Annotated in this window: 14 protein-coding genes and 1 pseudogene; 5 read left to right on the top strand and 10 right to left on the bottom strand. The window is 65.1% G+C overall.

Features of this window, described 5'->3' with window-relative positions:
• Nucleotides 1-5: 5 nt before the first annotated feature.
• Together C6A86_RS15365 and C6A86_RS15360 are read right to left on the bottom strand one after the other, a co-directional pair.
• A complete protein-coding gene (locus tag C6A86_RS15365) occupies nt 6-635 on the bottom strand; it encodes a Dabb family protein (RefSeq protein ID WP_105363551.1) in 630 nt (209 codons plus the stop codon).
• On the bottom strand, nt 628-975 hold the full coding sequence (locus C6A86_RS15360; RefSeq protein WP_105363550.1) for a hypothetical protein: 348 nt from the start codon (nt 973-975) through the stop codon (nt 628-630). The genes C6A86_RS15365 and C6A86_RS15360 overlap by 8 nt, the downstream gene beginning before the upstream one ends.
• Before the next feature lie 100 nt (nt 976-1,075).
• On the opposite strand from C6A86_RS15360, the gene C6A86_RS15355 reads away from it, so the two are divergent.
• Entirely contained in the window at nt 1,076-2,311 is a 1,236-nt protein-coding gene (locus tag C6A86_RS15355; protein ID WP_105363561.1) for an NADH:flavin oxidoreductase, read from the top strand.
• Here C6A86_RS15355 and C6A86_RS15350 read toward each other — a convergent pair.
• The 6 genes and pseudogenes from C6A86_RS15350 to C6A86_RS15325 form a co-directional block, all read right to left on the bottom strand.
• Nucleotides 2,301-3,250, bottom strand: a pseudogene (locus tag C6A86_RS15350) (alpha/beta hydrolase). The gene C6A86_RS15355 and the pseudogene C6A86_RS15350 overlap by 11 nt on opposite strands.
• Complete coding sequence (locus C6A86_RS15345) at nt 3,247-4,128, bottom strand: IclR family transcriptional regulator (protein WP_105363548.1); 882 nt, start codon at nt 4,126-4,128, stop codon at nt 3,247-3,249. Before C6A86_RS15345 ends, C6A86_RS15350 begins: the two are co-directional and overlap by 4 nt.
• Nucleotides 4,129-4,335: 207 nt before the next feature.
• Nucleotides 4,336-5,796 (bottom strand): FAD-dependent oxidoreductase, encoded by a 1,461-nt coding sequence (locus tag C6A86_RS15340; RefSeq protein ID WP_105363547.1) that lies wholly within the window; start codon nt 5,794-5,796, stop codon nt 4,336-4,338.
• Entirely contained in the window at nt 5,793-6,701 is a 909-nt protein-coding gene (gene bphC, locus C6A86_RS15335) for a biphenyl-2,3-diol 1,2-dioxygenase (protein WP_105363546.1), read from the bottom strand. Before bphC ends, C6A86_RS15340 begins: the two co-directional genes overlap by 4 nt.
• An 11-nt stretch (nt 6,702-6,712) precedes the next feature.
• Nucleotides 6,713-7,894 (bottom strand): acyl-CoA dehydrogenase family protein, encoded by a 1,182-nt coding sequence (locus C6A86_RS15330; RefSeq protein ID WP_105363545.1) that lies wholly within the window; start codon nt 7,892-7,894, stop codon nt 6,713-6,715.
• Nucleotides 7,895-7,976: 82 nt separating this feature from the next.
• Complete coding sequence (locus C6A86_RS15325) at nt 7,977-9,038, bottom strand: ferredoxin--NADP reductase (RefSeq protein ID WP_105363544.1); 1,062 nt, start codon at nt 9,036-9,038, stop codon at nt 7,977-7,979.
• Nucleotides 9,039-9,205: 167 nt separating this feature from the next.
• On the opposite strand from C6A86_RS15325, the gene C6A86_RS15320 reads away from it, so the two are divergent.
• Nucleotides 9,206-10,780, top strand: a complete 1,575-nt coding sequence (locus C6A86_RS15320) for an NAD(P)/FAD-dependent oxidoreductase (RefSeq protein ID WP_233213017.1) — start codon at nt 9,206-9,208, stop codon at nt 10,778-10,780.
• Nucleotides 10,781-10,882: 102 nt separating this feature from the next.
• The gene (locus C6A86_RS15315) at nt 10,883-11,698 is read left to right on the top strand and encodes an SDR family oxidoreductase (RefSeq protein ID WP_396835328.1); all 816 of its coding nucleotides are present in this window, start codon (nt 10,883-10,885) and stop codon (nt 11,696-11,698) included.
• Here the strand turns inward: C6A86_RS15315 and C6A86_RS15310 are convergent.
• Nucleotides 11,688-12,548, bottom strand: a complete 861-nt coding sequence (locus tag C6A86_RS15310; RefSeq protein ID WP_105363560.1) for an alpha/beta fold hydrolase — start codon at nt 12,546-12,548, stop codon at nt 11,688-11,690. The genes C6A86_RS15315 and C6A86_RS15310 overlap by 11 nt on opposite strands.
• Nucleotides 12,549-12,818: 270 nt before the next feature.
• On the opposite strand from C6A86_RS15310, the gene C6A86_RS15305 reads away from it, so the two are divergent.
• Both C6A86_RS15305 and dmpG read left to right on the top strand, forming a co-directional pair.
• A complete protein-coding gene (locus C6A86_RS15305) occupies nt 12,819-13,736 on the top strand; it encodes an acetaldehyde dehydrogenase (acetylating) (protein ID WP_168143194.1) in 918 nt (305 codons plus the stop codon).
• The gene (gene dmpG, locus C6A86_RS15300; protein WP_311100730.1) at nt 13,733-14,791 is read left to right on the top strand and encodes a 4-hydroxy-2-oxovalerate aldolase; all 1,059 of its coding nucleotides are present in this window, start codon (nt 13,733-13,735) and stop codon (nt 14,789-14,791) included. The genes C6A86_RS15305 and dmpG overlap by 4 nt, the downstream gene beginning before the upstream one ends.
• A 2-nt stretch (nt 14,792-14,793) precedes the next feature.
• Here dmpG and C6A86_RS15295 read toward each other — a convergent pair whose 3' ends face one another.
• Nucleotides 14,794-15,450 carry a TetR/AcrR family transcriptional regulator gene (locus C6A86_RS15295; RefSeq protein WP_158263220.1) on the bottom strand — a complete coding sequence of 219 codons (657 nt, stop codon included), beginning with the start codon at nt 15,448-15,450 and terminating at the stop codon, nt 14,794-14,796.
• Nucleotides 15,451-15,453 lie beyond the last annotated feature (3 nt).

Here is a 15,453-nt window from a genome sequence, read left to right as displayed (position 1 = left end):
CCGCCTCAGCGCAGCACCTGGCCGGGGTCCGCACAGAAACTGTGGCAAACACGTTCGCGGACAATGACTTTGGGGCATTCAGGGTCGAACCACTGGTCGACGACGGCCCAGTGGATCGGGTGCATCAAATAGGCGCCCATGATGCCGTCGGCATCGCTGAACTCCTGTTCGAAGACATGGGTCCATGCCGAGGTGCCGACGACCTGATCGGGTCGACTCAATTGCCAGGCGCTGATCGTGGAGACGTGTCCCGGTAGCCGTTTCAGATCGGCTTCGAAGCGCAACAGCACCTCGGGTTCGATGTCTGACGCTGCGCGCAGCAGCAGGGTGCGGTACACGGTCCCGGCGGGACGGTCGGCGATCACGGAGGGGCGGCCGCGGTAGTTGACCCCGTTGATTCGGGTGATCGCCGGGTCGGCCAGCGCGGCGTCGACGTCGGCGGCGACTGTCATCCACTCATCGCGGTCACGGAATCGCATGTGGAACAGCATATCTCCACCGTTTCGGCTGCCCGCCAAGGTCGGGGACACCACATGTCGGACGGCGGGGCTGTTCTGCGCGATGCGCTCCAGGACGAGTCGCAGACGCTCGCGTTCGCTCTCGGGGACGTCGATGAGGCGGGTGACGTTAAACATCGCAGAGCCTCTCCACGTCGTCGTATGCGGCGGCAGCGCTGCGGTCACGTTCGATGATCAGTTCGTCGAGTTCGTCCCACCATGCACCAAGCCCAGGGTCCGGCCTGCCCTTCCATGTCATCTCCCACCAGGCCTGCGGGCTGGGAAGCGACCAGGTGATGGTGACGGTGTTGGACTCAGAGGCATACCAGATCGGGGGTGAGACAAGAATATTGCGCAGTGACATGCCACGCGCGCGAGCACCCGGGACATAGTCGGCCACATAGGCGTCGATGAACTCACGAGCGCGTCCAGGTTTGGTGACCACCCGATCGATGACGAAAACCTCACCGTTTGGCATGCACGTGAGAGTAGGGATTGGTCTTCGCGCTCACGCCCTCGATCCCGACCATCGGGAGACCACTGTTGACGCGGCCTGATGTGGGGCCGACGGTGTGCTGATGGTTGCTCTCAGCCCGGATCCTTTCAGCCCCGCCCAATTGGGTCCCGTTCAGCTCCGGAACAGGATCGTCAAAGCCGCCACCTCAGAGGGCCGCTCGCCGGACGGTCGGGTCACCCAGGACCTCCTCGATTTCCACCGGATCTTCGCCGAGGGCGGCGTCGGGATGACCACGGTCGCCTACTGCTGCGTCTCGCCCGAGGGCGCCAGCGCTCCGGGACAGATTGTGATGAACAGCGATGCACTTCCCGGCTTGCGTGCGCTCACCGATGCCGTGCACGGCGCGGGCGCGGGGATCTCCGCACAGCTCGGCCACGCCGGTGTCGTCGCGCCGAAGAAACTCACGGGTGTCACTGCGGTCGCGCCGAGCCGATTCGTCAATCCGACCTCGTTCGCCTATTGCCGCGAGATTCGTCGTGACGAGATCGCGGCCGTGATCGATCATTTCGGTGATGCGGCTCAGGTCGCCGTGGCAGCCGGCTTCGATGCCGTCGAACTACATTTCGGCCATTTGTATCTGCCCAGTTCGTTTCTCAGCCCGTTGATCAACCGTCGCAAGGACGAGTACGGCGGTGATATCGACGGCCGGTCGCGATTGGTGCGTGAGATCGCCCAGCGGGTGCGGGAGGTGGTCGGGCGCCGCATCGCGGTGGTCGCCAAGCTGGATATGGATGACGGGTTGCCGGGCAGCATCTGGATCGATGAGGCCCTGCGCACCGTGGCGCTTCTGGACGCCGATGCCACCCTCGACGCCATCGAACTGACGCAGGGATCCTCGGTCTACCGTCCGATGTACCTGTTCCGCGGGGATGTGCCGGTGCGCGAGTTCGCGAAGGTGATGCCGCCGATGATGCGTCCGGGGGTGCGCGTCCTGGGCAAACGTGTGATGGGTAGCTATCCCTACGAGGATCTGTACATGCTTTCTGCGGCGCGGCAGTTCGTGCCGATCATGAAGAACACCAAGCTGATCCTGCTCGGCGGGATCACCAACCGCGATCACGTCGAGACCGGGATGCGAGAGGGTTTCGAGTTCGTCGCGATGGGGCGGGCGCTGCTTCGTGAACCGGATCTGGTCAACAAGATGATGGCCGACGCAGGGGTGCGGAGCCGATGCAACCACAACAACAAGTGCATGGTGACCGTCTTCGCGCGCACGCATTGCGTGCTGGACACCGAGCAGCGCTACGGAGCGGCCGAACCGATGGAACTGCCCGCCAGGAGCGACGTCAGATCGTGACGGTCCGACCGAGGAGTGCCACGACGTCCGCGCTGACGCGTTCGCGTGCCCGCTGACAGATATCGAAGGCGGGCATGGTCATGAAGCCGTGCACGCCGCCCTCGAAATATCGGCACACCGTGGGGACCCCGGCGGACTCCAGTGCTTCGGCGTAGGCGAGACCCTCATCGCGCAGCGGATCGTGACCGGCCACCACCGTGATCGCCGGCGGCAAACCGGACAGATTCTCGGCCGAAAGCGGTGAGGCATAGGGGTTTGTCCGGTCGGTGACGGCAGGCACGTACTGATCCCAATACCATTGCAGCGCGGCGACCGGATTGTAGAACCCCGCACCGAACAACCGATACGACTCGGTGTCGAAGTCCGCCGCGATCACGGGGTAGAGCAGCACCTGGCCGGCCAGTGCCGGCCCGTTGCGGTCGCGCGCCATCAACGCCGTGACGGCGGCCAAATTGCCTCCGGCGCTGTCACCGCCGACGATCACCGCAGCAGGATCGCCGCCCACCTCGTTGATGTGGCCGGCGACCCACGCCGTGGCGGCATACATGTCCTCGGCCGCGGCCGGCCACTGCCCTTCCTCCGAGGCCCGGCGGTAGTGCACCGAGACGACCACGGCAGACATGCTGTTGGCGAATGCACGACAAAGTCCGTCATGGCTGTCCAGATCACAGAACACCCAGCCTCCGCCATGGGCGTAGACCAAGGTGGGAATGGCTTCTCCGGTAGTCGTGGATTCGGGACGGTAGATCCGTAGCGACACCGGGCCGCCCGGGCCGGAGATCTCAGATCCCGCACCGAAGCGACCCTTTCGGGGTTGGTCGCGGGGACGAAGCGCGAACGAATGGCGGCACGCGCCTGTTCGCCGGTCATCGTCTGCACCGGCGGGAAACCGGCGTCGAGTGTCTCGATGATGGCGGCGATCTGAGGGTCGAGGCTCATGCCGGCAGCAGGCCGGACGTGCGGCGGGCCGGATGGGCGACCGGGCCACCGCGCAGCGGACGCATCTGTTGCAGCGTCGGTGCCACTCGCTGCGGGCCGCCTTCGACGGCGCGCCAGATCCCCATGGCCGCCATCCGCACGGGTGCGACCAGTTGCTGGTCGAACTTCATCTGGCCCATCGGCCCACACACCGACACGGCGGCGACCGCTTCACCGGGCTCCCCGATGGGCGCGGCCACACACCCGAAGCCGGGCAGCGATTCTTCGCGGTCGAACGCAATGCCGTGTGCTTGGACCTTCAGCAGTTCGCTGCGCAGCTGAGCGGGTGTCGAGATCGAGTATTTGGTTCGCCGCGACAAGGGCGTCGTGTGCTGTTCGTCGTTGGTCTGGTTCTCGGCGAAGGCCAGCATGGCTTTGCCGACCGCGGCGCAGTGCGCAGGCTGGCGACCACCCACCCGGGTCGGGATGGCGGCAGCCAGCCGGTTGCCGACCTTTTCCATGTACACGACATCGGATCCCTCGAGGACTGCCAGATGCACGACCAGGCCGGTGGCTGCATGCAGCTCGTGCAGCATCGGGATCGCTGCCTTGTGGAGCCGGTCCTGATGGACGGCCAGCGAGCCCAGTTCGATGAGCCGCATCCCCAATTCATAGTCACGGCCGCTGCGGCGAAGCCAGCGCAGCTGGACCAGGCGTTCCAGCATCCGGTGGGCGGAGGACCGGGGAAGACCGGTGCGGCGGACGATCTGCGCGAGGGTGAGGCGCCCGGGACCGTCGAACGCATCCAACACCAGCGACACCCGGTCGATGACGGCACTGGGCGTCTCAGCAGTTGCCTTGTCGGCGGGCGGTGCGGGGCTGTCGATCGTCACGGTCATCGGATCCTCCGTACGTTCTATATTCCTAATAGGCATATGCCTATTGCGCATATAGAACTACCACATCAGTGTGGCTGCTGTCACATGACTCTGTGAGATTCACAGCTTCCGGGGACGCCCAAAGCCGGGCGCGCAACGGCGCGACCCGGCTTGAGGTCGAGAGATGTATCTGGCGCGGCACGCGAGTACCGGAACTCGGGGTGGGTGTCAGCCGCGAGCGGCACGGCCCCCGGCGCGGCGCCCGTAGAAACTGCCGTCACCCAGGGAGACGCCGCTGGCGTAACCCCACGCCGCGAGACCGGCTGAGCAGCGGCCCGCCGCGAACAACCCGGGAATGGGTGTGCCGCTGACGTGGAGGACCTCGCCGTCGAGGGTGGTGGCCAGCCCTCCGAGCGTGAACCCTCCGGTGCTGTCGCTCAGATCGATCGCGCCGAGCGGCGAGCCGATCGGCCTCAACCACTGGGCTTTCTTGTGCAGCAGCGGGTCCACGCCGCGGGCCGCACCCTCGTTGTAGGCCGCGACCGTGGCCTGCAGGGCGCCGGGGGCAACGCCGATCTGTGTCTCCAGATCGGCGACGGTATCGGCGACCCACGTCGGCGGCCGCAGCATGAGCTGGGGGGACAGCGAGGCCATCGCCTCTTCCTGGGCATCCCCGTCGATGATCAGGTATGCCGTGTTGTCCTGGTGGTAGAGGGTGAGCTGGCCGATGCGTCCCGGGTAGGTGTCCTCGGCCACGTAGCGTTGCCCGCGACCATTGACCAGGATGCCGCGCACCAGCTGCTGGGGGTCGGCGTAGATGGCGACCTCGGTGGCGTCCATGTGGGCGAGATCGGCGCCCAGCGCCTGAGCCATCTGGATCGCGCGCCCGTCGTGCTGTTCGATCGACGCCGCGGGCCGCCCGGCGATGCGCGGTGCATACTGCGCCACCATCGCATCGTTGTACGCGAAACTGCCTGTCGCCAGCACCACGCCCCGGCGAGCCCGGATGGCGATGTCATCGCCGTACCGACGTGCGACCACCCCGACGACCCGGCCGTCGGATGCGACGACGAGGCGTTGTGCGCGAACGTCGTACAAGGCTCGGGCCCCGGCCTCCGTCGCCGTGTCGACCAACGGCTTCATCAACATGAAGCCGGCGCTGAGTTCACCCTGCTTCTTATCGGACATCTGCGGGATGTGCCCGCGTGGCGCCGGAGTGGCAATGGTGTTGAACGGGAACGCATTCTCGCCGCCGGAATACATGAGACCCTGGTCGCCCATGGGCTCCCAACCGGGCTCGCCGAAGAACTCGGCCTTGAAGGGCACCCCGCATCCGACCAGCCAGTCATAGTGCGCGACGCTGCCCGCGCAGTAATCGGCGATCCGGGCCCCATCGGCACCGGGTCCCATCGCCGCATTGAGGAATGCCGCCATGTTGTCGACCGAATCGTCGAAACCACAGGCCTTCTGCAGAGCCGTACCGCCACCGAGGTAGATGAATCCACCGGCCATTGCGGCGGCTCCACCCCAGGAGCCGGTGCGCTCCAACACCAACACCTCGGCGTCGGCCCGCGCAGCCTCCACGGCCGCGGCCGCGCCCGCCACACCGTACCCGGCGATGACCACGTCGGCTTCGTGGTCCCAACCGGTGATCTCGGATTCCGCGACCGGGCTCACGTCGGCGGTCATGGGCGCATCGCGGCCGGCAGGTCGTCGACCCACTGGTGTCCCCAGTAGCTGTCGGCGGTGATTTCCTCTGCCGTGTAGTGGCTTTCGTCGACCCGCATGCCTTCGGTGCCGAACTCGATGTCCCAGTCGCCGGGAGCGCGCACATAGAACGAGACCATCTTGTCGTTGGTGTGCCTACCCAGGGTGGACGACAGCTGGAACCCGTCCCTGTTGACCCGATCGAGGGCCTGTCCGACCGCGTCCAGCGTGTCGACCTCGACCATCAAGTGGATCACGCCTGGATCGCGCAGAGTGGCGGCCGGGCACAACGCCAGGCTGTGGTGGCGTTCGTTGATGCCGAGAAAGCGCACCCGCACCGGCCCGAACTCCGGTGGGACCGGTACCCGGAACGCACCGCGGGACAGGAAGCCCAGCACCTCGGTGTAGAACTCGAAGAGCCCGTTGACATCCAGTGCCGGAAGCACCACGTGACCCAGGCCCTGCGCCCCGGTGACGAACTTCGCCCCGAACGGCGTGACGACCGGACTGTGATCGAGCACCGGGCCGTGGAAGACCTCCAGCGAGGTCCCGGCCGGATCTTCGAAGGCGATCACCTCCTCCACCCGGCGTGCGTCCGCCTCGGTCAGCGAGAGGTCCTTGTAGGGCACGCCTGCGGTCTCCAACGCACGCCTGATCCCGTCGAGGGCGCCATGATCGCGCACTTCCCATCCGACCGTGACGATCTTGTCGGTGTCGCCGGGCGTGACGATGATGCGTGCCGCGCGTTCGTCGATGCGCAGATACAGGGCATCGTGATCGGGGCCGGACCCCTCGGCGAAACCGAGCACTCCGAAAGCGAAGTGACGCCAGCGTTCGATATCGGTGGCCTGGATCGTGACGTAGCCCAGGCTCTTGACGAGGCTCATGAGGTTTCCTCCTAGATCATTGCCCGCAGCGGGCCCTGCGGGTCCACTCCGAGTGAGCTCAGCGCCGACGCGTGATACACGGTGCTCGGCACGTGAATGGCGTGCGCCTGGCCGACGTGAACGTCGCGCCAGTAGCGCTGCAACGGCTTGTCCATGCGGGTCGCGTTGCCGCCACACCGGGCGAACAACTCGTCGACCGCTGACACAGCTCGCCAGACCGCACGGACCTGGGTGCGCCGCCCGGCGGCGCGGTCCTCGAACGACACCTCCTTGCCGGCGTCGACCATGTCGTAGATGCGGTCGGCGTTGGCAAGCAGTTCCTGGCGCGCAGCGTTGATATCCGCAGCGGCCTCACCGATGGCGTACATGACGTAGGGGTCATCCTTGATGGCCACCCCGCTGGAATTGACGCGCTGGCGCTGGTAGTCGAGCGCCGCGGCGAGCGCACCCTCGGCGATGCCGATGGTGGCAGAGGAGATGCCCAGCGGGAACATCGTCGACCACGGCATCAGGTACAGCGTCTCGGTCATCCCGGCTTCGCGCTGTGCGGTGCCGTCCATCACCTTCATCGCGTCCATGGTGCGGTAGGCCGGCACGAACGCATCTTTGACGATGACATCCTTGGAACCGGTGCCCCGCAGCCCCACGACGTCCCAGGAGTCTTCGACGATCTCGTAATCCTTGCGCGGCAGGATCATATGCAGCATCTGCGGGGGCATCAGCGGCTTACCGTCGCTGTCGCCGATCATCGCACCCAGGAAGATCCAGTCGCAGTGGTCGGTGCCCGAGCTGAACTGCCAACGGCCATTGAAGAGGTAGCCGCCGTCGACCGGCACCGCGACACCCTGTGGGGCGTACGGCGACGCGACCCAGGTATCGACATCGTCGGCCCAGACCTCGGTGCCGACGCGCGGGTCGGCGTAGGCCAGCTGGTAGGGATGCACGCCGACCACGCCGTTGATCCATCCCGCCGAGGGGTCCAAAGCGGCCGTGGCCATGACCGTCTCGGCGAACTCGCGCGGGTGAACCTCAAGGCCCCCATGCAGTTTCGGCTGCAGCAGCCGGATACTGCCGATCTTCTTCATCGTCTTGACCGTGTCGTCGGTCAGTTTGCCGATCTTCTCCGCTTCGGCGGCTTGTTCGCGGAGCTGATCTGCATGCTCGGCGACGCTGTCGATCACCCTTTTCGTCATACCCTTGATGGTGGACGTGGTGGGGGCCGCATCGCCGGCCTCGTCCCGTTGAGCGGACCGGAATCCTGCCGCGGATTCGGGATCAGAACTCGACGATCACCTTGGCCGAGAGCGGGCACGCCTGACAGGCCAGGAACAAGCCGTCGGCGATGTCCTCCTCTTCCAGGATCGCGGTGTTGCCCAGGTCTACTTCGCCGTCCACCAGCGTTGCCGCACAAGACCCACAGTTGCCCTCGCGGCAGGAGAACGGGACGTCGATTCCGGCTGCCAGCATGACATCCACCAATTTGTGGGCCATCGGCCAGCGCAGCGAGTGCACCTCACCGTCGATCGAGATATCTGCCTCGGCCGCCTCGCCCGCTTGGGACATGTCTTCGACCGGGGTCTCGTCGAACGGATCACCCGACAGCGACTGGAACACCTCCAGATGGATGCACTCACGGGGGACGCCGACCTCGGTGAGAGAGTCCTTGACCACCGCCATGAACGGTGCGGGCCCACAGATGAACGATTGGAAGTCGGTGAACATCCGGGCGAACCCGGCCAATTGGGTTCGGGTGGGCAGGCCCTGGATGGACTCCAGCCAGTGCAATACGGTCAGCCGGCCGGCGAACTTCGCGGCCAGTTCGCGGAGCTCGGCCGCGAAAATCACCGAACGTTCGTCGCGGTTGGCATAACAGAGGACCACCCGGCCGGTGCCGGCCACCAGCACCGACTTCAGGATCGACATCACCGGGGTGATGCCACTGCCCGCCGCCCACAGCAGGAAATCGGAGTCCAGGTCCTTCGGCGTGAACAGCCCTGAGGGCGGTAACACCTCGATGGTGTCGCCCACGGAAGCGTTGTCACAGAGCCAGTTCGATCCGTAGCCGTCGAGCGTCCGCTTCACCGTCACTTTGGGTGCGTCATCGGTGTGTGGTGAACTGGCCAGGGAGTAGCAACGAGCGACCGAACCGGTGCGGTCGCTCGGAATCCGCAGGGTGAGGAACTGTCCCGGGCGGTAGTCGAACCGGTCCCGGTGCTCGTCGGGAACGGTGAACACCAGTGACTTCGCGTCATGGCTCTCGTCGATGATCTCGGTGACGGTCAGCAGTGCGGATCGGGTTCCGCTGGTGGTACGGGTGTCGGGGTCGACATCGGTCATGGCGCACATTCTGTTCATCACGGCCGCGATGCGGACCTGCGGTCACCGGTGGTTGGGATGAAATCCCGATGCCCGGTGACCGGGAAACGCCGCGGCGCGCCGAGTGCCCGCGCAATACGTTCTGGCTCGTGAGTACCTCGTCCCCAGATCCTGTCGATGTCGTTGTGGTGGGCGCCGGCTTCGGCGGGCTGTACGCGCTGCACAAGTTCCGCGGTCAGGGCCTGACCGTCCGTGTCTTCGAAGCTGCCCCCGAGGTGGGCGGCACCTGGTACTTCAATCGGTACCCCGGTGCCCGATGCGATGTGGAGAGCCTCGACTACTGCTACTCGTTCTCCGATGAGCTCCAACAGGAGTGGACGTGGACCGAGAAGTACGCCACCCAGCGCGAGATTCTCGAGTACATCAAATGGGTCGCCGACCGTCTCGATCTTCGATCGGGTATCACCTTCGATACGCGCGTCGTCTCCACTGTCCTCGACGAGGACACCCTGCGGTGGACGGTGCGTACCGACACCGGTGAGGTGATCACGGCCCGCTTCGTCGTGATGGCGACCGGGCCGCTGTCCTCGGCGCTCACGCCCGACATCCCCGGCCTGGATACCTTCGCCGGTGCGACCTATCACACCGCGCACTGGCCGCACGAGGGCGTGGATTTCACCGGTAAGCGAGTCGCGGTCATCGGGACCGGATCTTCAGGCGTCCAGTCGATTCCCCTGATCGCCGAGCAGGCATCGCAGCTTTACGTATTTCAGCGCACACCGAATTACAGTGTCCCGGCCGGGAATCGACCGCTTACCACCGACGAGATCGCCGAGGCGAAGGCCACCTACGACGAGCGGCGCCGCAAGTCCTGGCGAAGCGGTGGCGGATCACCGCACGTCGCGCACCCGAAACTCACCATGGAAGCCACGCCGCAGGAGCGTCGAGCGGCCTTCGAGAGGCGGTGGGAGCTCGGTGGCGTGCTGTTCTCCAAGACGTTCAGCGACCAGATGATCAACCTCGAAGCCAACGAGGAGGCGCGCAAGTTCTACGAGGGCAAGATTCGTGCCGTCATCGACGATCCCGCGGTCGCCGACCTGCTCATCCCGAACGACCACCCCATCGGGACAAAGCGAATCTGCACGGACACCGACTACTTCGAGACCTTCAATCGGTCCAACGTGGAATTGATCAGCGTCCGTGCCTCGCCGATAGAAACCATCGACGAAACCGGCATCGCCACCTCAGAACGTCACTACGACATCGACGCGCTGGTGCTCGCGACGGGGTTCGATGCGATGACCGGAACCCTGGCGAAGATCGAGATCGTGGGTCGCGACGGTGAGCGACTGGTGGACGACTGGGCAGCCGGACCCCGGACGTACCTGGGTTTGGGTGTTGACGGATTCCCGAACCTCTTCATGGTCTCGGGACCCGGTGCTCCCGCAGTGCTGGCGAACATGGTGCTGCACGCCGAGGCTCACATCAACTGGATCTCGGATGCGATCGCCTACCTGGACTCGCACGGTTATACGGCCATCGAGGCCACTGCCGATGCCGTGGACAACTGGATCGCCGAATGCAATCAGCGTGCCGCGGCGACGCTGTTCCCGCAAGCCAACTCGTGGTACATGGGCGCAAACGTGCCGGGCAAGCCGAGAGTTTTCATGCTCTTCATCGGGGGCTTCGCGACCTACCTCGGTATCTGCGCAGAAGTGGCGAACGCCGGCTACAAGGGCTTCAATCTGGTCAAGGCATCCTAGGACCGTGCGCCACCCCGTCAACGGCGCCTGCACCCGCGGGTGCCACGCAGACCGGAGGAGTGTCTCGTGCGCACCTACGCGGTGACAGGTTCGGCCTCCGGGATGGGCCGCGCGGTGACCGAGAAGTTGATGGCGGCAGGCCATTCCGTGATCGGGGTCGATCTCAAGGACGCCGATGTCATCGCCGATCTGTCGACTCCCGCAGGGAGGTGCGCCGCGGCTGATGCGGTGCTGGAACGCTGCGGCGGCGTTCTCGACGGTGCCGTGCTGGCCGCCGGACTGGGGCCGATACCGGGTCGCCAGCGACTGATCGCCCAGGTGAACTACTTCGGTGTGGTGGAGTTGCTGACCGCGCTGAGGCCGGCCCTGGCGCGTGTCGGCACCGCCAAGGTGGTCGTGGTCGCGAGCAACTCGACCACCACGACACCGTTGGTGCCGCGTCGGGCCGTGCGCGCGTTCGCCGCAGGCGACGCCGACAAGGCGCTGCGGGCGGTGCGCTTGTTCGGCAAGCACTCGGCCGCGATGATCTATGCGGCATCCAAAATTGCGGTGGCGCGATGGGTGCGCAGGCAGGCCGTGACCGGCGCGTGGGCCGGTGCGGGAATCCGTCTCAACGCCATCGCGCCCGGGGCCGTCATGACCCCACTGCTGGCCGAACAACTCGCCGATCCGACTGAAGCCAAGGCGATCAAGGCTTTTCCGGTCCCGGTCGGCGGTTACGGCGATCCCGGTCACCTGGCCGACTGGATGCTGTTCATGCTTTCCGCTTCTGCTGATTTCCTTTGTGGCAGCGTGATTTTCGTCGACGGCGGCTCGGACGCCTACTTCCGACCGGACTCCTGGCCGGCCGCGCTGCCGACCAGGAGCCTGCCACGTTATGCGCTGCGTTTTCTCTCACACGCCAGGTCTAGGCGCTGACCTCGGTCAGGAATGACAGCGCCGTTCGTTCGAACGCCTCCTTGGCTTCGATCATGACCCAGTGTCCGCAGTTGGGAAACACGTGGAACTCGGCATTGGGAATGGTGCGCAGGGGTATCAACGCCATGTCCAGCGGGCTGACCCTGTCATCGCGCCCCCAGGTCAGCAGGGTCGGCGCGGCCACCTTGTGCATGACGGCCCACGGCATCGGGAAATCGGCGCTGCGCATCATCGCCATCATCGCGGCGAACGCCGACTTGCCGTACATGCGCCGCGCCGCCTCCAGGGTCGGGGGATCCGTGGCCAGGGCATAGCGTTCCTCGATGAGTTCCTCGGTGACCAGAGCCGGGTCGTACACCATCGAGTTCAGCCAGTCCACGAGGCGCTGCCGGGTAGGGTCCTCGGTGAACTCCTGGAGCAGTCGAATCCCCTCACTCGGGCCTGGGGTGAAGATATTGGTGCCGATGCCGCCGATGGTCACCAGCTTGGAGATCCGGTCGGGGTGGTTGATGGCGAAGTTGATCCCGACACCGCCACCCATCGAATTGCCGATGATGTCAACCCGTTCCAGGTCCAGTGCATCGGCGAACTGCACCACCGATGACTGCGCGTCGATCATCGGGTGACCTCCGAAGTCATCGCTGACACCGAAGCCGGGGAACTCGAGTACCAGACAGCGGAAGTGCTCTGCGAAGACGGCAAGGTTGCCGCGGTAGTTGCGCCACCCCGTGACGCCGGGTCCCGAACCGTGCAACAGCAGCAGCGGGGGACCGTCTCCGGCCTCGTGGTAGCGCAGCACGCCGGAGGGAGTGCGGACTTCACGTTGGGTTTCGCGGTAATCGACAGTCATACCGCGATTCCACACGATGGCGTCCGGAAAGGTACTGGCGGTGCCAACGAGCGGGATACCCGACGACATCGGCATGTGGGCATGCGCAACCCGCTGTCGTGTGAATGATCCGACTTCCGTTGAGTGGACGTGGCGGTTTACCTGTGTGCGCAGCGAAGCAGAATGATGTGAACGCCGCCCGATCGGTGTCGACGGTCGTCTCGCGAGGCAGTGCCGAGACGGGTCGCCCGGTTCGGTTCGGTTCGTCTTTCTTTCGAATAGGAGCCGCATATGGCTGAGAAGTTGAGTGTTGCGATTGTGGGGTCGGGCAATATCAGCACCGATCTGCTGTACAAGTTGTTGCGTTCGGAGTGGCTGGAGCCGCGTTGGATGATCGGGATCGATCCGGCGTCTGAGGGTCTGGCCCGTGCCCGCAAGCTTGGGTTGGAGACCTCCCATGAGGGGGTGGATTGGCTGCTGGGCCAGTCCGAGCGTCCCGATATCGTGTTCGAGGCGACCAGTGCTTATGTGCATCGTGATGCCGCGCCGCGGTATGCCGAGGCGGGGATCACCGCGATCGATCTGACGCCTGCGGCGGTGGGGCCGGGGGTGATTCCGCCGGCGAATCTGCGGGCGCATCTGGATGCGCCGAATGTGAACATGGTGACCTGTGGTGGGCAGGCGACCATCCCGATGGTGTATGCGGTGTCTCGGGTGGTGGATGTGTCCTATGCCGAGATCGTGGCATCGGTGTCGAGTGCTTCGGCGGGTCCGGGGACGCGGGCCAATATCGATGAGTTCACCAAGACCACCAGTGCGGGTGTGCGCGATATCGGTGGGGCGCGCTCGGGTAAGGCGATCATCATCTTGAACCCGGCGGATCCGCCGATGATCATGCGCGACACCATTTTCTGCGCGATCCCCGAGGACGCCGATCATGACGCGATCACCGCGTCGATCAAGGAGGTCGTGGCCGAGGTGCAGACCTACGTGCCCGGCTACCGGCTGCTCAATGAGCCGCAGTTCGACGAGCCGACGGTGTTCAACGGCGGCAACCACCTGGTCACCACGTTCGTCGAGGTGGAGGGCGCCGGGGATTACCTGCCGCCCTATGCCGGCAATCTGGACATCATGACCGCGGCGGCGACCAAGGTGGGCGAGGAAATCGCCCGCGAACGAGTTTCAGCAGGGACAGGGGTGCAGGCATGAGCGGCACAGGCGAGATCTTCTTCAACCCGGTGTGGGATGTCCGGATGACCGACACGTCGTTGCGTGACGGGTCTCATCACAAGCGCCACCAGTTCAGCACCGATGAGGTGCGCTCGATCGTCGCGGCGCTGGATGCGGCGGGGGTGCCGGTCATCGAGGTGACCCATGGTGATGGGTTGGGTGGATCGAGCTTCAACTACGGGTTCTCGAAAACTCCTGAGCAGGAACTGATCAAGCTCGCGGCGCAGACGGCCAAGGACGCCAAGATCGCCTTTTTGATGCTGCCCGGTGTGGGCACCAAGGAGGACATCAAGGAGGCGCAGAACAATGGTGGTGAGATCTGCCGGATCGCCACGCATTGCACCGAGGCCGATGTGTCGATCCAGCATTTCGGGTTGGCCCGCGAGCTCGGGTTGGAGACGGTCGGGTTTTTGATGATGAGTCACACCATCTCCCCGGAGAAGCTGGCCGCGCAGGCTCGGATCATGGCCGATGCGGGTTGTCAGTGCGTGTATGTGGTGGATTCGGCGGGTGCGTTGGTGCTCGACCAGGTCGCTGATCGGGTGGCCGCGCTGGTCGCCGAGCTCGGTGATGACGCCCAGGTCGGTTTTCACGGGCACGAGAATCTCGGCCTGGGGGTGGCCAACAGCATCGAGGCGGTGCGTGCGGGGGCCAAGCAGATCGACGGCAGTACCCGCCGGTTCGGTGCTGGTGCGGGTAATGCGCCGGTGGAGGCGATGATCGGGGTGTTCGACAAGATCGGGGTGAAGACCGGTATCGATTTCTTCGAGATCGCCGATGCCGCCGAAGAGGTCGTGGCCCCGGCGATGCCCGCGGAATGCCTGTTGGACCGTAACGCGCTGATCATGGGGTATTCGGGGGTGTATTCCAGTTTCCTCAAGCACGCCATCCGCCAGTCCGAGCGCTACGGTGTGCCGGCGCATCAGTTGTTGCACCGCGCCGGGCAACGCAAACTGATCGGCGGCCAGGAAGACCAACTCATCGACATCGCCCTGGAGATCAAACGCGAACAAGAGGCCGCCGCCACAACATAGAGTCAGCCGCCGCGGCGGGCGCTCTCGCTCGCAGCCGCAGTGCTGACCATCAAGACCGACGCGGTGCGGGTCAACCGTCGATGTAGTTCCTCGACGGTGACTCGACCGTGGACAACCGAAAGGACGTTCATCACCCAGCAGTCGGCAAACAGACTACTGACGTCACGCGGTGACCTCGGTGTTCCATCCGAATTGTCGATGTCGGCAAAGACCCGACTGAGCGCATCGCGAGCCCGCTCGGCGTTGGCATTGGCTGCCTGATCGGCACACAGGTAGGCGCGAGACACGGCATCGGCAAATGCGCCTGCGGCACAAAGTGATTCGGTCATGCGGTGAACGACGCGATGCAATCGCGCGGCCGGGTCGGCAACGAGCGCCATTTCGTGATGGAACGCGAGTTCGCTCGTGACTATCCAGCGGTGAAAGCACGCCATCAGCAGATCATCTTTGGACGAAAAGTACTGATAAACGGTGCCAGTGGCGACTCCGGCTCGATCCGCGACCACCCGCAGTGCCACGGCGTCGTAGCCATCGACGGCAAGGGCAAGCGCAGCTGTCACGATACTGCTGCGGCGGCGATGCCGTATCGGGCTCAGCGCGCATACGTCGCCGGGGTCGGCAATTGCGCTGAGGATGGCGACATTGTTGGTGTTGGGCACGGT

This window comes from Mycobacterium sp. ITM-2016-00316 (assembly GCF_002968335.2).
Lineage (GTDB): Bacteria > Actinomycetota > Actinomycetes > Mycobacteriales > Mycobacteriaceae > Mycobacterium.
Note: the sequence above shows the minus strand (reverse complement) of the source record. Positions and strands in the feature narration are given on the sequence as shown.